We start from the raw sequence: 16,503 nt of genomic DNA on the forward strand, positions 1-16,503 counted from the left end.
AATTATTGAGGGATGAATTATGAAAAAGAATAAAGTAAAAAGAGTTTTTCTGATCGTGTTAGATAGCTTTGGAATTGGAGAAATGCCTGATGCAGAAAAATATGGGGATAAAGGTAGTAATACACTTTCGGCAATAGTTAAGTCTGAAAAATATAACACTCCTTGCTTACAGAAAATGGGACTTTTTAATATTGAGGGTGTACAAGATCTCAATATGGCAACAAAATCTCCAATAGGCAGCTTTGCAAGATTAGCAGAAGCTTCTAATGGAAAAGATACGACAATCGGCCACTGGGAAATATCTGGGATAATTTCAGAAAAACCACTACCAACCTTCCCAGATGGCTTTCCGAATGATTTTTTGGAGGAATTTTCTAAAAAGGTTGGAAGAGGTTATCTTTGCAACAAACCATATTCTGGAACTGATGTTATCAGAGATTTTGGTGAGCAACATATTAATTCTGGTGACTTGATAGTCTACACTTCAGCAGATTCAGTTTTTCAGATTGCGGCTCATGAGGAAATTGTTCCTCTGGACGAATTGTATAGCTACTGTGAAACTGCTAGAGAAATGTTGAAGGGCGATAAACTGGGAGTTGGAAGAGTAATTGCCAGACCTTTTGTTGGCGATATTGGCAATTTTACTAGGACATCAAACAGACACGACTACTCTCTACTACCTCCATCAAAAACAATTATGGACGAATTGATAGAAAATGGATATCAGACAATTGGAGTTGGAAAGATTTTTGATATTTTTGCCGGCAAGGGAATACAAAAAACATATAAAATGAAAGATAATTCTGATGGCATGAATATAACTTTGAGCTTGATGGACGAGGATTTCGAAGGTCTATGCTTTGTCAATCTTGTTGATTTCGATATGAAATATGGTCATAGGAACGATGTCGATGGATATGCAAATGCCGCAACTGAGTTCGATATTCAGCTCGAAAAAATGATAAAAAAAATGAACAAGGATGATGTTTTGATTGTTACAGCTGATCATGGCTGCGATCCATCTACACCTAGCACAGATCATTCAAGAGAGTACGTACCAATGATGATTTATGGAGACACCATCAAACCAGGAGTAAATCTTGGAACTAGAGATAGTTTTTCAGATATAGCAAAAACAATCTCAGAAATTTTGTCTACAAAAGGTGATTTTTGTGGAAATAGTTTTCTAAATAAAATAGTCAAAAACTAGGAGGACATATGAAAATTTTATTAAACATTTTAGGAATTATTGTTATCTTGGCATTAATGTTTGCCATATCGTACAATAGAAAAGCCATCGACAAAAAGCAAATAATAAAGGCTTTGATTGTACAATTTATTATCGCAGCACTTATCGTAAAGCTTCCCGCTGGTAGAAGTGTTATTTCAAGCGTAAGTGATGCAGTTGCAAAGGTATTAGGTTACGGTAGCGAGGGAATACAGTTTGTTTTCGGATCTCTTGGTCTGTCTAGTGCACCAACAGGATTTATTTTCGCATTCCAGACTTTGGGTAATATAGTGTTTATCTCTGCGTTAGTAGGAGTATTGTATTATTTAGGAATTTTGGGATTTATCGTTTCAAAAATAGGTTGGGTTCTTGGAAAAGTATTTAAAACTTCTGAGGTGGAAAGCTTCGTTGCAGTTGCAAATATGTTCTTGGGTCAGACTGACTCTCCAATATTAGTAAGTAAATACCTTAATCTAATGACTGACAGTGAAATAATGTTGGTTTTGGTTTCTGGTATGGGAAGTATGTCAGTTAGTATCATAGCTGGATACGTTGCGTTGGGCATACCAATGGAGTCGTTACTTATTGCATCTACTCTAGTACCAGTCGGATCAATAATCATTTCAAAGATTGTATGCCCTCAGTCAGATAAAGTCAATGAAATTGATGAAGTTAAAATGGACAGAAAAGGTAATAACGAAAATGTAATCGATGCACTTTCTGCAGGCGCAATGGACGGTATGCAGATGGCAATGGCTATCGGTGCTGCACTTATCGCCATAATTTCAATAGTTGCACTTATCAACGGTATTTTGGGTAACTTTGGTCTATCACTTGAGGGAATTTTATCATATATATTCGCACCAATTGGTTATATGATGGGACTTGATGGTGGAAATATACTAAAAGCAGGTGAACTATTAGGTTCAAAGCTTGTTTTAAATGAATTCGTAGCATACGGAAAACTTGCTCCAATCTTGGCTGGAATGGATCAGAGAACAGCCCTTATGCTTTGTATCTCATTGGCTGGATTCGCCAATGTAGGAAGTATAGGTATGTGTGTTTCTGGTATTTCTATACTTTGTCCAGAAAAAAAATCTACTCTTGCCAGACTTGGGGTCAGAGGAATGATAGGCGGATTCTCAGTTAGTTTATTATCAGCACTAATAGTTGGATTATTGATGTTGATATAACCACTTCAGAATTCGATCTACTCTACAGAGATTCGATTATATCAAATAAAAAACATAGCTACTATTATGTATTTTGACAAGTAAATTTAAGTTTTAGAAAGAGGCAAATTATGAGATTTTTAGATATTATAGAGAAGAAAAAAAATAAACTAGCTTTGACTGATGAAGAAATTCAATTTTGGATTGACGGTGTAACAAATGACACAATTCCTGACTATCAGACTAGCTCACTATTAATGGCGATAGTATTGAATGGAATGGATGAAAAAGAGACTGCAAAGCTTGCTGAAGCAATGATGAATAGTGGAGATGTCCTTGATTTATCAGGCATACCAGGTATTAAGTCTGACAAACATTCCACTGGTGGTGTTGGTGACAAAACCTCTTTGGCACTTGGAGCCATGGTTGCAGCTTGCGGCTTGAAGGTTGCAAAAATGTCAGGAAGAGGGCTTGGACACACTGGTGGTACATTGGATAAACTAGAATCTATAGAAGGATTCAATATATTCCTTACTGAGGATCAATTCAAGAAACAGGTTAGCGAAATCGGACTTTCAATAATTGGTCAAACTGGTGAATTAGTGCCTGCTGACAAAAAGTTATATGCACTTAGAGACGTAACAGCAACAGTAAACTCTATTCCACTGATAGCATCCTCAATTATGTCTAAGAAGCTTGCATCTGGTTCAAATACTATTTTGCTAGACGTGAAATATGGTGAAGGTGCTTTCATGCAGACAATTGAAGACGCAAAAACTCTTGCTAATGCCATGATTTCTATCGGAAATAGACTAGGAAGAAACACAATGGCGATGATTACAGATATGAATCAGCCGTTGGGAAATACAATCGGAAATGCACTAGAAGTTGAAGAAGCAATCGAAACAGTAAAAGGAAATGGTCCAAAAGACTTTACAGAGCTTTGTATGTGTGCTGGCGAAATAATGCTTATGCAGGGAAAAATAGCAAATTCTAAAGAAGAAGCAAGAAAAATGCTTCAAGAGGCAATCTCTTCTGGAAAAGCATTTGAAAAACTACTTCAGATGGTTGAATACCAAGGCGGAAATGTAGAACAGATCAAAAACACAAAGCTTCTTCCGCAGGCAAAATTTGTAACTGAAATGAAATCTAGAGAAGCTGGATATGTTGAACATATTCACTCTCAGCAGTTGGGAATACTTGCAATGCATCTTGGTGCTGGTAGAGCAACAAAGGAAGACTCAATAAACTACGCAGTCGGCTTGAGAATGAACTCTAAAAAAGGTGACAAAATAGAAACTGGAGACCTACTTTGCACTGTTTACCACGACGAAGAATTAAAGCAAGAATGGATAGAAAACTTCTACAAAACATTCTCATTTACAGATAATAAGGTTGATCCTATACCAATAGTTGAAGAAATATTGGGATAATATATAGAATTAAACGACCCGTATACTCTTAAAATTAATAATAAGAGTATACGGGTTTTTGCATATGAAAAAACCATAACATACATTGATATACTGGAGTTAGGATAGTTATAATGCTATTCATTTCAGTTGCTAAGAATAGCCCTTCGAGGTTATTCTTTTTTTACAAAAAATTAGAGGAGCTATTGCCCCTCACTTTTAATAATTTTATTTTAGACTTTATTTTTTTATTTTCTTTTATTCTTTATTTCATCTACAGCATAAGTTCCTGATGCCACTAACATAATAGCATATAATGCCCTTCTCAGAATATCGCCTTTTATTTCTGGATCACTTAATGCTAAAGAAAAGAACGCAAAACATAACATAAAATATACTATTTTCATATTTTTTTTCATAAACTCATTCACCTTTTATTAGCCTGAAGTGTTAAAAGTGACGCTAAACAAATTGGTATGATTTTTTTCTTTTTCATTTTTCCCCCTATATTATCTAAAATAAAATTAAAAAAACACTAATAAATATACCTAATATTAAGAAAACATTTTTCTTTGTTAAATTCTAACATTATAGAAATTGAAAATCAATACTTTTTTCATAATATTTAGATTTATTAGTATTTTATTTTGATTTTGTTTTTTTCCTCTTTATTTTCCTTTTAATATCTCTTTATTTTCTCTTTAAATCCCACTTGTTTAGACAAGGATAACGTCCTATCTTTGTCTATTCAATTGTCAAAGATTAAATCGAAAAACCCCGAATACATTGCTGTATCGGGGTTTGATAATTGTCTTAAAATTGGATATTCCCTATTTTTTTAATAAAACACATAATATTTTTCAAAATATTATACTAAAAGTTAGAATTAATTACCCTCCAAAACATAGTTATAAAAGTCTTTATACAAATCATTACTACTGTCATAATTTAACGACAACTCGATATAATAAGTCGAAAGAAAAACGGACATTGGTGGAGTCCATAAAACAAATATAAAGTAAGAAATTAAAAACGAAATTTTAGCAACCACTCTACTATTATTCATTTTTTTATAATAAATTAAGTTACTTAATAATAAAATATAAACATCATGACAATTAAAATCATCATAAGAAAATAAATCACCCAAATCTGTTTCATTGAAAATTAAAATATCATCTTCATCGATAAAACAATCATTGGAATAATCACTAGTCATAATATCTAAATAAGTTTTTAATGTCTTCATTTTCTCACCACCCAAGCAGTACTAAGAGCCTGAACTAAACCTTTAGAATCTTTTATAAATCTGACAGAAATTTGTTCACCCTTATAATATATAGTTCTTAAATAAACATTCGATTTTTCATGTTTCTCTGAACCCTCTTTTAATGCTTTCGCAATCAATGGAGAAACGTTTGACCAACTAGGCTTTTTAAAAAATTCATTCCAATCATCCTTTTGTTTTAATATATGACCTTTCTTATTACAATTGCACTTAATAATAGCATTATCAACTGACTTATTCCAATTATATTTAACTATAAAGGAAGTTATTTTTTTCCATAAAATAGTGCCAACAGAAACAACAGTTGAACCAATAATTATAGTTTTTGCAGCTGTAACAACAATTTTTCCGATACCTACAACATAATATATACCAGGAAGAAGAAGTAGTATATCAGGAGCAACTCTAGGAGTAATTGTTGCGTATTCTAAATTACTAATCGAATCAAATTCAGAATAATCAACATTATTAGAAATTAATTCAATATTTTCTAAAACTGAATCAAGTTCTTCATCTTTGTATACATATCCATCAACTTCAATACTACTATCATCGACTATGACATTATTATCTGAATAAGAATGCTCAGAAGAGTATTCAATATCTAAAGCATGAATAAGTGGGGAAGAAAAATTAAAAAACATAACCAAAGATAAAGCAAAAAACAAAATTCTTTTTTTCATAAAAGTACCTCCAAAATTTATAATATTTATAAAAATATTTTTCTTTCCTAAATTCTAACATTATAAAAATTAAAAACCAATACTTTTTTCATAATTTTTAGATTTCTTAGTGTTTTCTTTCAATTTTATTTGTTTTTTCTTTATTTTCCCTTTAATATTCTAACTTATTTATAAATAGTATTCTTAGAGGTACTATTATCCAAATAATCGAAATAAATATAAAATTAAATATACTTTTATTGTCGTATATAATCAAAAATTATTAAATATAAAAATATCTGATAACTAAAAAAGAGGGGAAAATGCCCCTCCATTCATTTACAATAAATTATCCTTCTTTGCTATCTGCATAAAACTGTCCCATATATCTTTTCCAGAGCCAACATAGACAATCTCATACTTATCCTTACCGTCGTATTTTTCAGTGTGAATTGTACCATCATCCGATATCATCTCACAGTTTAACTTCCATGCAATCAAACTAGCGCCATCTTTGTCGCCTTGTGATTTGTATATTACGATTTTAGGCTTATTTACTTTATTAGACTCCTTAATTGTTTCTTTATTTTCTTTAACGTTTCCAACCAGACCATAATATATTGCTTTGGCTATTTTCTCATATCCTAGCTCATTTGCTAAATCACAGTCTTTTTTATTGTCACAGAAAAACGATTCAAATAATACTGCTGTTGGATTAGTTTGTGCAATAATATACAAATCTCCCCTAGATCTTTGCCCCTCTATTTTTAAATCCTAGCTTAGATAAAGCACTAACTCCCCTAACAGCTATCTCAGAGCCCTTTTTATCTCCAGAATAATATAAATCTGTCCCTGTCCATTAGAAGCGTTTAGGTATAGTTCACATATCAAATCATATTTAACTGAATTTGCTATTGGAAGTTTATAGCTTTTTTCTTGTGTCCAGTTGGTAAATCTGCCTTCAGGGCAAACTACTGCATCACAAGTGCACTCTAAATTTCTCTTTGCAGTAATTTAGATATATCTTTTAAATAAATGGCAAATACCAAAAAAATATCGCATTATGATAAAGGCAGCTAAGTATTCAAAAGAAAATGGGTATATAATAGAGCTAAAAGATGGTTACATTAATAATATAACTAATACAAAAATAATTCATGTTAGAAAACTTGATGAACTAAGATTAGCAATAAACAAGAGCAAAAAAATTTAAAAAATTTGAGTAAAAGTGTTATCCGGATAACACTTTTTTTCTATAAAAATTTTGTTACTAACGTGTTACTAACGTAAATAAAAACAGGCGCTTTTATACGAACGTATTCAAAGATTGCAAATACCTACAACCATTGAAAAACCCCGAATACATTGCTGTATCGGGGTTTGATAATTGTCTTAAAATTGGGTATTCCCTATCTCTTAGAGAACTGTGGAGCTCTTCTGGCAGCCTTAAGACCATATTTCTTTCTTTCTTTCATTCTTGAATCTCTTGTCAAGAATCCTTCTGCCTTTAAAGTTCCTCTTAATTCTTCATCAGCTTTTAACAAAGCTCTTGAAATTCCGTGTCTAATTGCACCAGCCTGTCCAGTGAATCCGCCACCTTCAACCTTTACGATCGCATCATACTTGTTTTCATTTCCAGTCAAAACAAGTGGTTGCTTTACGTCTCTTATCAAAGTTTCATAGTTGAAGTATTCTTCAAGATCTCTACCGTTTACTTTTATGTTACCTTCTCCAGCTACAAGTCTAACTCTAGCTACAGAATGCTTTCTTCTTCCTGTTCCGTAATATTGTACATTAGCCATTAATTAATTCCTCCTCTCGATATCCTACTTAACGTTTAAAACCTGTGGGTTCTGTGCTGCATGTGGATGTTCAGCGCCTCTATAAACTCTTAGTCTAGTCATCATTCTAGCTCTTAGTTTGTTTTTTGGAAGCATTCCGCTAACTGCATGAGCAACAACTTCTTCTGGCTTCTTTTCCATCATTTCTTTGTAAGAAATTTCCTTTAATCCACCTACATAACCAGTGTGATATCTGTAGAACTTCTGAGTAAGCTTCTTTCCAGTAAGAACAACTTTATCAGCATTCAATACTATTACAAAATCTCCACCATCAACGTGTGGTGTAAATGTTGGTTTATTTTTTCCTCTTAATACTAGTGCTATTTCACTTGCCAAACGACCTAATGTCTTTCCTTCAGCATCAACTACATACCAGTCTCTCTTAACTTCAGCTGGCTTAGCTATAAAACTCTTCATAAAGACCCTCCTTAACTTTTCCATTGTCTAATCTTATAATGTCTATGTAAAGTCCGGGGCAAAAGTGGACTTATTAACGCATTCTTGTATATTTTACTATCCAAACGTGTATTTGTCAATACTTATGGCTATTATTTTAAGAATATTTTTCCATCGAATTTATATCCAAAATATCCGCTATTCCAGATAACAATCTTCCACTACGTCATAAAGCCCGTTTGTCGTTATTCTAACTTCCGGTATAACTGGTAATGCTATAAATGATAATGAAATAAACGGCTCAATTCCAGCCTCTACTCCCATTTCATGTGCTTTTTTTATCATTCTATGCAATCTTTCATTTACCTTATCACTATTCAAATCACTAATCAATCCCATTATTGGTAGAGGCAGCCTTTCATATACTTTTCCATTTTCAACCAATACATACCCGCCATTCATCTCTTTAATACATTCCAGTGCAATCATCATATCTTCATCATTATCTCCAACGACAATAATGTTGTGCGAGTCATGTGAAACACTTGAAGCAACTGCTCCATTTTCTATTCCGTATCCAAATACCATTGAAGAATGATATTTTTTTGTATCATGATGCCTTTCAACTACTACAACTTTATTACTCTTACTTTGAGTATGTTCAGAAACCTTTACCTTTTTTGTCAATAATTCGTTTTTCACTAGCTGAATTCCATATGTGCTATTTTTAACCTTGAGCATAGATTTTTCAAACCAATCCGCATGAACAGTTTCAACTATTGATTTTGGAAGATTTTCAATATCCTGAGTATACCCATAATCATAGTCTTCTCTGATAAACCTTCCATTATATAAAACTGAATTTATTTTTACATTCTCAAGATCATCCAAAATTACTAGATTTGCTTTTTTTCCTGGCGAAATCATACCAATATCTTTTAAAGAATAACACTGAGCGGGGTTATACGTTGCAATTTTATACGCAGCTATTGGTGGCATTCCCAAAGAAATTGCTTTTCTAATATTAAAGGAAATATGACCGTCCTTTTTGATATCTTCAATATGCTTATCATCCGTACAAAATGTAAATCTCGTCGTATCTGTATTATTTTCTATTATTCCTTTAACAATTTTTTCAAGATTTTTAGCTGCCGATCCCTCTCTAATATGTGCAAACAGTCCATTTCTAACAATTGCTATAGCTTCTTCATATGTTGAACACTCATGATCCGATGAAATATTTGCCATTGCATAAGCAGATAGATTTTTTAGCTTTAGTCCCAGAGCGTGTCCATCTATTGGCATATTTTGAAAAAGCTCCAGTTTATTCAACATAGATGGCTTTAGATTAATAACTGAACCGCAATCCATTACCTCGCCTAATCCAAGAATTCTAGGATGATACATCAATTGCTTCATATCTTGAGCATTCATTACGAAGCCGGAGTCCTCACTATCTTTTGCCGGAACACAAGAAGGCATCATTATGTATACGTCAGCACAAGAATTCTCTGTAGAATCTAGGATATATTTTATACCTATTGAGCCACTGACATTTGCAGCTTCGTGAGGATCAGCTATAAATGTTGTCGTTCCACTCAAAGATGCATGATACACTAGCTCATTTGGATTTGTCATTGTTGATTCAAAATGAAGATGCGAATCCACAAACCCAGGAGAAACAAATTTATCAGAACCGTCAAACTCAATCTCTCCGCTATATTCTCCTATTCCAACTATATATCCATCTTGAATCGCTAAATCTGATTTAATTATTTCTCCTGATTGAACCATTAAAATGTTTATATCTTTTAAAACCAACTCAGATTTTTTATTGCCCAAAGTATAATCCACTAGCTTTTTATAATCCGTAATCTTCATAGCATACCTCCCTTGTTATTTTTTCTAATTCTAGTTAAAAAGATTATAATAAATAATAGGTATTTTTTCAATCCTTAAGATTAATAAACCATATACAATGCATAGTTCTGGTTCACAATTATTATTTTTAATCAATATAAATAATTCTTTATTTTACAACTATATATTCGTATAAATATCCTATTTAAAAACAGTGTTTCAAATATATTTTTAGAAAATAATATTGTACCAAGCAGATATATTTTTATATTATTGAGTAAACAAGTGGAATTTTATGAGAAACAATCTGAAATAGGAAAGGAATACATCGATAAAATAAGAAAGATTAAACATTATACGAATAATACTTGAAAATAACATAGTTAATCCCAAAATAATAGAAATTCTCCTACTCGTTTTCATAAATCCTCCATAAAATATCATTAAATAATATTCGATACATATTGTTATTATAATATCAATTTAACTATATCACTCAAAAACTATTTTTCAATACAATGGCAAAAAATGCTTTTAAATCGGAAATTTTTGCATTATTTCTCAAATTTCCATTAAAATGGGGCGCATATTTTTATACACGCCCAAATTACTTATAGCTTTATAATCTATTTGATCTCTTTCATTGAAGAACAAATGTCAACCGATTTATCTTTTGATATCTTTCTACCTCATACAAAAATCATTGGATTACAACATATGTAAAAATAATCCACATCTTACTTTTGGCTCAAACCACGTTGATTTTGCAGGCATTACATCATCCATATCCGCAATTTTCATCAGTTCTTCAATTGATGTTGGGTACAATGAAAAACCTACTCTCATGCCACCATCTACTCTTTTTTGTATTTCCTCTACACCTCTAATTCCACCGATAAAGTCTATTCTATTATCTTTTTGAGGCTGATTTATTCCCAATATTGGCTCAATCAAAAAATCATGCAATACACTAACATCTAATCTCGCTTTTGGATTGTCTAGCTTGTCAGTATTTTTGAATCTCAGCCTATACCAATCTCCATCTAAATACATCCCATAATTGTACTTGTTTGAAGGCTTATACGGTGTTTTTTCCTTAAATATTTCAAAGTTTTCTTCTATATAATTAATAAAAGTTTTAGCATCCAATCCATTAAGATCCTCGACAACTCTATTGTAATCCATGACATATAGATTTTCCTTTGGAGCTATCATCGCCAAATAGAAGTTAAATTCCTCAGTTCCATCAAAATTTGGATTTTCCTTTCTTTTTTCTAGTGCATACTCTTGTGCTGCTTTTGATCGATGATGACCGTCAGCAATATACAGATTTTTCACTGTTTTAAATGCGTTCTCAACCATGTCAGTTTCCTTCTCATTTAACATCCAGACTGTATGTCTAATTTTATCGTTTGAAATGAAATCATATTCTGGAGCTTCTTTTAGTTTCAATTCGACTATTTTATCTATCGTATCATTTTTGTCGTATGTCAATAGAATTGTTCCAGTATTCGCCCCACAATATCTAATATGATTGATTCTATCCTGAACCTTATCAGGCTTTGTATGTTCGTGTTTTTTTATGATGCCATTTAAGCTGTCATCTACAGAAACACAGCCAACTATTCCTATCTGCTCTCTTGAACCCATAGTTTCTCTGTATATATATAAATGCGGCTCTTCATCTTGAATAAACACACCCTTTTTTATAAATTTTTCCAAGTTTTCTCTAGCTTTTTCATATACCTTTGCAGAATGTATATCCGTATCAGGGGGTAATTCAATCTCTGCTCTATCTATTCTCAAATATGAAAACTCGTTATTTTTAGCTATCTTAAGAGCCTCTTCAGTATTCATCGTATCATACGGTAATTCTGCCACCTTATGAACTATTTTCTTATCGGGTCTTAAAGCTCTAAAAGGTTTTACTGCTACCATTACATCACTCCTCCAACAACATTATTTATTTGAAAGTAATCCTCTATTATCGTGACTATTTCTTCAGCTATTCGTGCTTGTGCCTCCTCTGTTGATGCTCCAATGTGTGGAGTGACAGTCACTTTTGGATTTGTAATCAGCTCCCTCAAAGGCAATGGTTCATTTTCAAAGCAGTCTAAGGCTGCTCCTGCAATACTTCCAGCATCGATTGCTCGTAGCAAATCATTTTCCTCTACTATTCCACCTCTCGCACAATTGATAAAAAAAGCAGTATCTTTCATCATATCAAAGCAATTTTCATTAAACATATATTTCGTATCCGCTGTCAATGGAGTATGAACAGTTATATAGTCGGCATTTTTTAATATTTCTTCAAACGTTGCGAATTTGAATATATCTTCTTTTTCTTCACATCGTACAATATCTGTGTATATAATATCCATACCAAGTTTATGTGCTTTATCTGCAAGAGCTCTGGCAATATTTCCAAATCCGACAAGTCCCAAAGTTTTTCCATTAATTTCACTGCCTTTTAGATTTTTCTTATCCCAAATACCCTCTCCTAATTTCAAATTTGCTATCTTTACATTCCTTGCCAAGACAAGCATTTCGCATAGCACTAGCTCGGCAACTGCATTTGCACTTGCAAAAGGAGTGTTTCTTACTACGATACCTCTATTTCTAGCATATTCTACATCAATATTATCCAAACCAACGCCACCTCTTATTATCAATTTCAATCTACCAGTTTTGGCAGCCTCATCAATAATATTTTCTCTTATTTTTGTTGCAGATCTAACTACAATAACATCTATATTTTTTATTTTTTCTTTTAATTCTTCTTCGTCATAAAATCGTTGTTCAACATCATAACCCATTTCCATCAAATTATTTACTGCATTTATGTCCATTCCGTCTGTTATCAATATCTTTTTCATTTTAAAATCCTCCGTCTAATATAAATTGTTTAAAAATCTAGAATTTAATCATATAAATTAATTAAAATCCTAATATCTCATCAATTGTATTTAATAAATTTTGAATATCTTCAATTTGATAGTCTCCCATATGTGATATTCTAAATGTTTTTTCTTTTAAATCGCCATATCCATTGGCAATTTGCATTCCTTTTTCCATTAATTTTGAATTTAGCTGTGATACGTTTATATTTTGATTGTTCTCTATGACTGTTAAAGTGTTAGACAAATGATTTTGATCAGTAAAAATTTTAAAATGTTTGATAGCCCAAGCTCTTACTGTTTCTGCCATCGCTTGATGCCTTTCGAATCTGTTATCCAGACCTTCATTTAAGATATTGTCAAGTTGATAATCTAATGCGTACATGTGAGATATTGAAGGAGTTGACGGGTATTGATAATTTTTCTTTTTCAAATATTTATAGATATCCAGCAAGTCTAAATAAGTACCTCTAAATTCTACTGTTCCAGCTCTTCTAATAGCCTTTTCAGAAAAAGTACATATTGACATACCGGGTGGTAGACCTAATGCTTTTTGAGTTGATGTAATCAAGATGTCTATTCCAAGCTTATCAACCTCGATTTTTACACCACCTGCAGAACTTACTGCATCGACACAAAATACAATGTTGTCGTATTTTCTTACAACTTCGGCGATTTCCTCAACTGGATTTGTAATCCCTGTAGAAGTTTCGTTGTGCTGAATTGTTATCAAATCGTATTCGCCAGTTGCTAGAACCCTGTCCACCATTTCTGGATCTATCGCTTTTCCCATATCCACTTTGTACAAATCAGCCTTGACATTATTAGTCACTGCCATTTTATACCATCTGTCGCCAAATGCGCCACAGGAGAACACAGCTGCTTTCTTGGATGTGCAGGATCTTATTGCACCTTCCATCAAGCCAGATCCTGAGGATGTGGATAGAAGTATTTCGCTTTCTGTATAGAATAATTTCTGTAACTTTTTGCTAATTGATTCTTGAAGAACACTAGCATCTTTGCTTCTGTGACCTATCATCGGTGTCGCCATCTTTTGAAGGACGTCATCTCTAACATCGATAGGCCCAGGAATAAACAACTTCCTAGTCATTGTTTCGCCTCCTTTTTTCGATAAATTATTTACATGATACATCAATAAAAAAATAATGTCAATAGTTTTTTATATGTTTTTCACAAAAAAATCGACATTATTTCTTGAAAATATTTTTAAACAAAATCAAAATCATTCAAAAATAAGGTATTTTATATTCAATTTTCATTAATATCATTAATACTCCACATATTTTAAAAATAGCCCCTGTGGTGGTGCGGTATGTCCAGCCCTTCCTCTATCTTTGGACTCTATTATTTGTTTCATGCTCTCATCTATTTTTCCCCTACCTATATCAACCATTGTTCCCGCGATAATTCTAACCATATTATATAAAAAACCACTTCCACAGACTTCAATAATCAACAGCTCATCCTGTTCAAAAACGCTGGCATCAAATATTTCTCTCACAGTATTTTTTATTGACGAACCGGAACTCATAAACCCACAAAAATCATGTTTTCCGATTAGAAACTTGACTTCTCTTTTCATCTTTTCAACATCGAGGTCATATTTTACCTGATACGATATATCCTTCAAGAAGGGACTTCTAATTTTCGATCTGTATATTTGATACCTATATGTTTTTCTTTTTGCAGTATGTCTGGAATGGAAATCCCCAGCCACTTCTTCAGCACTTAACACTGATATATCTTTGGGCAGTCTGTTATTCAATATCTCTGGAAATTTTTCAGTCGGAATTGTCGTATCAACCTTAAAATTTGCCACTTGACCCAATGCGTGAACACCTGCATCGGTTCTACCAGATCCAATAACTTCGATATCCTTCAAACTGAATACAGATTTGCAAGCAAATTCCAATTCACCTTGAATCCCCAAACTATCCTTTTGCTTCTGCCAACCATTAAAATTTTTACCATTATATGCAACTATTATTTTGATATTTTTTTCACTCATATATTCTATCCATTTCCCAAATTTATTTACTTCTCTCTTTTTATTTGATTCTAATCGTATAGTTTTTATTTGCTTCTCTTTATTTTATTTGATTCTAATCGTATAAATTTTTTTCTTCTCTCTTTTGCTTTATTCTCGTTGTATAAGTAATTATATCTCATTTAAGACTGTTTTTTTAGTATATTTTTAAAAATACTGTATATTTAACATAAATTTCTGTATCTGAATAGGTTCTAACAATGATATAATAATATTTATAAATAAACTAAAAATATTTTCACGAGAGGCAAAGGTATGAAAAAAAATATGTTGTTTGGGAGTACTCTTTCTCATTCGCTATCACCAGAAATTCATAAATATATCTACAATATTATCGGCTATGAGTCCACCTATGAATTAGCTGAGTTTAGAGAAAATGAGCTTCAAAAATATATTGAAAAATTATCAAAATTTGATATCAACGCAAATGTTACAATCCCTTACAAGGAAAAGGTCTTGCCCTACCTAGATTTTTTGGATGAAAAAGCACAAAGAATTGGATCAGTAAATACCATCAAATCCGAAAATGGAAAGCTGTTTGGATATAATACAGACTACTATGGACTTTCTGAAACACTGAAACACTACAATATTTCTGGCAAATCTTTTTTGGTTTTGGGATATGGTGGTGCTGCGAAAACCGTCATACAGTATCTCATAGACAATAATGCTGAAAGAGTTTTTGTAGCGACAAGGAAAAAAGAATTGCATAAAAAATTGATTGATAATGAACAAACAAAACTATATGAAAATACACAAGCAAAATCGTATGAGAATGCGCAAATAAAAGAGTGTAATATCAATGAAAAAATAGAGTTCATTTCCTATTCTGACATATATAATATAAGTGGCTTCGGTATTATAAACACAACTCCAATAGGAATGCACCCAAATATACGTAACTGCCCAGTATCACCATATGTTTTCAAAAATTTCAAATTGGCTCTCGACTTGATATATATGCCTATACGAACATCTTTTTTGATATGTGCAGAAAATGCCGGACTGACTGTAATTAATGGCTTGAAGATGCTAGTTTATCAAGCCATAAAAGCCATAGAAATTTGGACTGGAATTGAAATGACTATCTCACAAAAAAATGATATTTTTGCACATTTCGACTCAAAGTTTTCCGTAATTTCAAAGATAAAGGGAGATTCGGATTTAACCAAAGACCCCATATTCATTATAGGGCTTCCAGGCTCTGGAAAAACCACACTAGGCAAGTCACTATCAAAAAAATTAGACTTTAATTTTATTGATTTGGATGACTATATCGAATCGAAAACAAATATGAAAATATCTGAAATATTTTTACTCGGTGAGTCTGAATTTAGGAAAATTGAAAAATTGTCACTACAAGAGGCTTCAATGGCAAAAAACACTGTAATTTCCACTGGCGGTGGCGTAGTTGTCACACCTGAAAATAGAGAGCTTTTGTCAAAAAAGTCAAACGTAATATATATCGATAGGTCTTGTGAGGACATATTGTCAGATGTAAATTTACAAGACAGACCTTTATTAAAGGACAACCCCAATAGAATTTATGAAATTTATAAAGAAAGGAAGGACTATTATTCTTCGCTTTGCAACTACAAAATAGTAAATGATGGTTCTATAAACGATTTGGTAGAAAATGCATTGAAAGTGTTGGCTAGCAAAGAGGAAGATTATTAAGT

16 protein-coding genes are annotated in these 16,503 nt (G+C 32.3%); 5 read left to right on the forward strand and 11 right to left on the reverse strand.

What is annotated here, in order from left to right; genetic code table 11:
- The first annotated feature begins 19 nt into the window (after positions 1-19).
- From FYJ71_RS06615 to FYJ71_RS06625, 3 genes are all read left to right on the forward strand, one after another.
- Positions 20-1,210 (forward strand): phosphopentomutase, encoded by a 1,191-nt coding sequence (locus FYJ71_RS06615; RefSeq protein WP_154538010.1) that lies wholly within the window; start codon positions 20-22, stop codon positions 1,208-1,210.
- A gap of 8 nt (positions 1,211-1,218) precedes the next feature.
- Positions 1,219-2,421 (forward strand): NupC/NupG family nucleoside CNT transporter, encoded by a 1,203-nt coding sequence (locus FYJ71_RS06620; RefSeq protein ID WP_154538011.1) that lies wholly within the window; start codon positions 1,219-1,221, stop codon positions 2,419-2,421.
- 110 nt (positions 2,422-2,531) lie between these two features.
- The gene (locus tag FYJ71_RS06625; RefSeq protein WP_154538012.1) at positions 2,532-3,833 is read left to right on the forward strand and encodes a pyrimidine-nucleoside phosphorylase; all 1,302 of its coding nucleotides are present in this window, start codon (positions 2,532-2,534) and stop codon (positions 3,831-3,833) included.
- Between the two features lie 227 nt (positions 3,834-4,060).
- Here the strand turns inward: FYJ71_RS06625 and FYJ71_RS06630 are convergent, their stop codons facing one another.
- From FYJ71_RS06630 to FYJ71_RS06645, 4 genes are all read right to left on the reverse strand, one after another.
- The gene (locus tag FYJ71_RS06630; RefSeq protein ID WP_154538013.1) at positions 4,061-4,201 is read right to left on the reverse strand and encodes a hypothetical protein; all 141 of its coding nucleotides are present in this window, start codon (positions 4,199-4,201) and stop codon (positions 4,061-4,063) included.
- Positions 4,202-4,698: 497 nt separating this feature from the next.
- Positions 4,699-5,061 carry a hypothetical protein gene (locus FYJ71_RS06635; protein ID WP_154538014.1) on the reverse strand — a complete coding sequence of 121 codons (363 nt, stop codon included), beginning with the start codon at positions 5,059-5,061 and terminating at the stop codon, positions 4,699-4,701.
- On the reverse strand, positions 5,058-5,783 hold the full coding sequence (locus FYJ71_RS06640; protein WP_154538015.1) for a polymorphic toxin type 35 domain-containing protein: 726 nt from the start codon (positions 5,781-5,783) through the stop codon (positions 5,058-5,060). Before FYJ71_RS06640 ends, FYJ71_RS06635 begins: the two co-directional genes overlap by 4 nt.
- Before the next feature lie 318 nt (positions 5,784-6,101).
- Complete coding sequence (locus tag FYJ71_RS06645) at positions 6,102-6,500, reverse strand: N-acetylmuramoyl-L-alanine amidase (protein ID WP_154538016.1); 399 nt, start codon at positions 6,498-6,500, stop codon at positions 6,102-6,104.
- Positions 6,501-6,825: 325 nt separating this feature from the next.
- Here FYJ71_RS06645 and FYJ71_RS09925 point away from each other — a divergent pair, with 325 nt between their 5' ends.
- The gene (locus FYJ71_RS09925; RefSeq protein ID WP_154538017.1) at positions 6,826-6,975 is read left to right on the forward strand and encodes a hypothetical protein; all 150 of its coding nucleotides are present in this window, start codon (positions 6,826-6,828) and stop codon (positions 6,973-6,975) included.
- Positions 6,976-7,171: 196 nt separating this feature from the next.
- Here FYJ71_RS09925 and rpsI read toward each other — a convergent pair whose 3' ends face one another.
- From rpsI to truA, 7 genes are all read right to left on the reverse strand, one after another.
- Positions 7,172-7,564, reverse strand: coding sequence for a 30S ribosomal protein S9 (rpsI, locus tag FYJ71_RS06655; RefSeq protein WP_091994045.1), 393 nt, complete (start codon positions 7,562-7,564; stop codon positions 7,172-7,174).
- 24 nt (positions 7,565-7,588) lie between these two features.
- A complete protein-coding gene (gene rplM / locus FYJ71_RS06660; protein WP_091994047.1) occupies positions 7,589-8,020 on the reverse strand; it encodes a 50S ribosomal protein L13 in 432 nt (143 codons plus the stop codon).
- Positions 8,021-8,197: 177 nt separating this feature from the next.
- A complete protein-coding gene (gene ade, locus FYJ71_RS06665; RefSeq protein ID WP_154538018.1) occupies positions 8,198-9,880 on the reverse strand; it encodes an adenine deaminase in 1,683 nt (560 codons plus the stop codon).
- Positions 9,881-10,567: 687 nt separating this feature from the next.
- Positions 10,568-11,797 carry a DUF1015 domain-containing protein gene (locus tag FYJ71_RS06670; RefSeq protein WP_154538019.1) on the reverse strand — a complete coding sequence of 410 codons (1,230 nt, stop codon included), beginning with the start codon at positions 11,795-11,797 and terminating at the stop codon, positions 10,568-10,570.
- A complete protein-coding gene (locus FYJ71_RS06675) occupies positions 11,797-12,735 on the reverse strand; it encodes a D-2-hydroxyacid dehydrogenase (protein ID WP_154538020.1) in 939 nt (312 codons plus the stop codon). The genes FYJ71_RS06670 and FYJ71_RS06675 overlap by 1 nt, the downstream gene beginning before the upstream one ends.
- Before the next feature lie 61 nt (positions 12,736-12,796).
- Positions 12,797-13,867 carry a pyridoxal-phosphate-dependent aminotransferase family protein gene (locus FYJ71_RS06680; RefSeq protein ID WP_154538021.1) on the reverse strand — a complete coding sequence of 357 codons (1,071 nt, stop codon included), beginning with the start codon at positions 13,865-13,867 and terminating at the stop codon, positions 12,797-12,799.
- A gap of 177 nt (positions 13,868-14,044) precedes the next feature.
- Entirely contained in the window at positions 14,045-14,785 is a 741-nt protein-coding gene (gene truA, locus FYJ71_RS06685; RefSeq protein WP_154538022.1) for a tRNA pseudouridine(38-40) synthase TruA, read from the reverse strand.
- A gap of 294 nt (positions 14,786-15,079) precedes the next feature.
- On the opposite strand from truA, the gene FYJ71_RS06690 reads away from it, so the two are divergent.
- Positions 15,080-16,501 carry a shikimate kinase gene (locus tag FYJ71_RS06690; protein ID WP_154538023.1) on the forward strand — a complete coding sequence of 474 codons (1,422 nt, stop codon included), beginning with the start codon at positions 15,080-15,082 and terminating at the stop codon, positions 16,499-16,501.
- The last annotated feature ends 2 nt before the right edge of the window (positions 16,502-16,503 follow it).

Origin of the sequence: Peptostreptococcus porci (assembly GCF_009695815.1) — a bacterium.
GTDB classification, from domain to species: domain Bacteria; phylum Bacillota; class Clostridia; order Peptostreptococcales; family Peptostreptococcaceae; genus Peptostreptococcus; species Peptostreptococcus porci.